Here is a 2830-nt window from a genome sequence, read left to right as displayed (position 1 = left end):
CGCCGGCGCGCCGACGCCCCCGGCTGTTGGCTGAGCGGCGAAACGCAATGGATCCGGTGACCGCCGGCGGCACGGCCGAATCGCGGCTGGCCGCGGCCGGCTGGCGCCTGCCCGCAGCGCCAGTTCCGCGCGGCGCCTACGCGCCCTATCACCTGGCGGACCTGACCGGCGCAACGCTGGTGTGCATCAGCGGCCAGGCCAGCCGGCGGGACGGCACGCCTATCGTGGGAATATGCCGGTCTGGGGACGATGTCGACGCGGCCAGAGAAGCGTGCGCGCGGGCGGCACTCAGCGCGCTAAGTGCGCTGAACCAGGCCTGCGGCGGCGACCTGAGCCGCGTGCGCGCCATCCTGCAATTGCGCGGGTATCTGCGCAGTGATTCGGAATTCGACGCCCACAGCGCGGTGCTGGACGGCGCATCCCAAGTGCTGGAAGCCGCATTTCCGCACATGCCGCGACCGGCCCGCAGCGCGGTGGGCGTGACCAGCCTGCCAGGCCGGAGTTGGGCCGAGATCGAACTCAGCGCGCTGCTGGACGACCGCGGCTAGCCCTGCCAGGCCGACCCGCCCGCGCCGTGGGGCGGGCGGGATTGATACGACGATAACGGTACGTCTGAACTGCCGTTTCGGCGGACAGGCTTAATGCCCAGTCGAATCGCCCTGACGGCTGGCTTCGAACAGGAACCACGTGCGCCGTTCGGTCTCGTCGATCCAGTTTTCAATGAGGCTGGAGCTGGCGATATCGCGGTGCTCGTCGGTGACGTTATGCGCTTCGCGCAGCGAGGCCGCCAGCACCTTGTTGTCTTCTCGCAGTTCGGCCAGCATGTCCAACGGCTGCACGTAGTCGGCGTCGTTGTCGGCAATGCGTTGCGACCGGGAAATATGCCCAATGGACCGCAGCGTGGTGCCGCCGATCTTGCGGATGCGTTCGGCGATGGGGTCGGTCATGGCGAACAGCTGGTCGCCCTGTTCGTCGAGCAGCAGGTGGTAGTCCCGAAAGTGCGGACCGCTGACGTGCCAGTGGAAGTTCTTGGTCTTCAGATACAGCGCAAACACGTCGGCCAGTATCTGGTTCAGCGCGGCGGAGATGTCGCGGGTGGCGTCCGACGCCAGATCGGTGGGCGTCGCCAGCGGCGCCTTGCGGCGGTCCTTCAGCGTCTTGGTGGTCTTGTCATTCAGTTTCTTGGCCATGAATCGCAGCTCCTGGATATGAAACGGAAAACACGATCGCGGCGCGAACGGAATCGGGCCGCGTGGCGTTAGCGTAAATCCGGGCAGGCGCTTTGCCAATGGGCCGGGCGCGGCGAAGGAGTATGCTACGCCGCTTCGTGTTCCCCCAGATTCCTTCATCACCATGCGCGGCAATCCCGACGCCAGGCAAGGCGCCATCGCGTTGCACGGGTTCTACTTCCTGTATTACGGCCTGCAGGGCGTAAGCATCCCGTTTTTGCCCTTGTGGTTCGCCAGCCGGGGACTGGACCCGGCGCTGATCGGGCTGATCGTCGCCACGTCGTTCCTGCCCAAGATCGTGTCGACCCCGATCGTGGCGCACGTCGCGGATCAGACCGGCCGCGCCCACGCGCTGATCGCGTCGGCGCTTGCCGCGTCGCTGGTGCTTTTTGTGTGCTATCCATTCAGCCAGAGTTCAGGTTGGCTGCTGGCGATCACGTTACTGCTGAACGCGGTGTTCCCCGCCGTCCTGCCGTTGATGGACCGCATGGCCATCGCAAGCGGGCGTGGACAAGGCAATTCCTACACGGTGATGCGCGCGTGCGGATCGCTGGGCTTTGCGGCGGTGACGGTGGCGGGCGGTTATCTGATCAAGACGTTCGACACGGACTGGGTGATGTGGCTGTCGATCCTCCTGATCGTCGCGTGTCTGGCGTGCGTGCGCCTGCTGCCTCGGGCGGCACGGCCCGCGTCCAACGAAGCCCCGGCCGACCGCACACGCCTGCCCATGCGAGAAGTCCTGCGGGATCGCCCCCTACTGTTGTGCATCGCGGCGGCTTCGCTGGTGCAGGCGAGCAATGGCTTTCTGTATTCGTATTCGACGCTGCACTGGACCGCAAACGGATTGTCGACGGCGATGATTTCGCTGCTGTGGGTGGTGGGGGTGACGAGCGAGGTTTTGTTCTTCTTTCTGGCGCCTCGCATATTGGCTCGCACGGGTGCGCAGTGGCTGATCCTGGCCTCGGCCCTCATGACCGCCATTCGCTGGACGGGACTATCCGCCACCACGGATCCTGCGATTATCGCGGGCCTGCAATTGCTGCAATGCTTCACCTTGGCGGGCAACAACGCCGCGATCATGTGGTACATCACCCGCCACGTTCCGGCAGCCTGCAAGACGTCCGCTATCGCCCTCTACGCCATGCTTTCAGGCGGCGTCTTCATGTTCGCCAGCATCCAGCTGGGCGGCGCCCTGTACCGGGCCTATGCCCCTGGCGGTTTCCTGGTCATGGCGATATGCGCGGCCGGAGCAGTGCCGCTGGTGATTTACTCCGAGAAGCTACGGAAGCGGAGTACGGGATGAGGGTCGGGATTTTTTTTAGATGTTTATATCTGCGGATGTGATTGTTGGTGGGTGGTTTGGATTTTGCTGGGTGTTGGGTGCTGGGTGCTGGGTGCTGGGTGTTGGGTGCTGGGTGCTGGTTGCGGATTGCTGATTGCTGATTGCTGGCGATGGTCTGCGTTCTTGAGACGCCCGGCGCGCCGTGGGCCTGGGGTGGGCGGGGCTCCGATGGCGGTCCGGAGCCTTCGCTCCGGACTGCCCCGGGCTCAACCTCGTCCGCCTTCGGCTCCCTTCGGTTTCCGCCGGGCGCATCTAAACG

The 2830-nt window shown here is 65.1% G+C and carries 3 protein-coding genes; 2 read left to right on the top strand and 1 reads right to left on the bottom strand.

Going from position 1 to position 2830, the window contains the following annotated elements; all coding sequences use genetic code 11:
* Positions 1-548, top strand: a 548-nt coding sequence (locus RT697_RS27080) for a RidA family protein (RefSeq protein ID WP_313702704.1), incomplete at its 5' end; no start/stop codon positions are given.
* 90 nt (positions 549-638) lie between these two features.
* Here the strand turns inward: RT697_RS27080 and RT697_RS27075 are convergent.
* A complete protein-coding gene (locus tag RT697_RS27075; RefSeq protein ID WP_313702703.1) occupies positions 639-1190 on the bottom strand; it encodes a DNA starvation/stationary phase protection protein in 552 nt (183 codons plus the stop codon).
* A gap of 163 nt (positions 1191-1353) precedes the next feature.
* Here RT697_RS27075 and RT697_RS27070 point away from each other — a divergent pair, with 163 nt between their 5' ends.
* Positions 1354-2532 (top strand): MFS transporter, encoded by a 1179-nt coding sequence (locus RT697_RS27070; protein ID WP_313702702.1) that lies wholly within the window; start codon positions 1354-1356, stop codon positions 2530-2532.
* Positions 2533-2830: the final 298 nt, after the last annotated feature.

This window comes from Achromobacter sp. (genome assembly GCF_032113835.1).
GTDB lineage: Bacteria > Pseudomonadota > Gammaproteobacteria > Burkholderiales > Burkholderiaceae_B > Achromobacter.
This window is presented reverse-complemented; position numbering and strand designations above follow the sequence as displayed.

Coding starts and splice junctions, on each gene's coding strand:
- RT697_RS27075 (WP_313702703.1), bottom strand. CDS start 1,190: ATGGCCAAGAAACTGAATGACAAGACCACCAAGACGCTGAAGGACCGC.
- RT697_RS27070 (WP_313702702.1), top strand. CDS start 1,354: ATGCGCGGCAATCCCGACGCCAGGCAAGGCGCCATCGCGTTGCACGGG.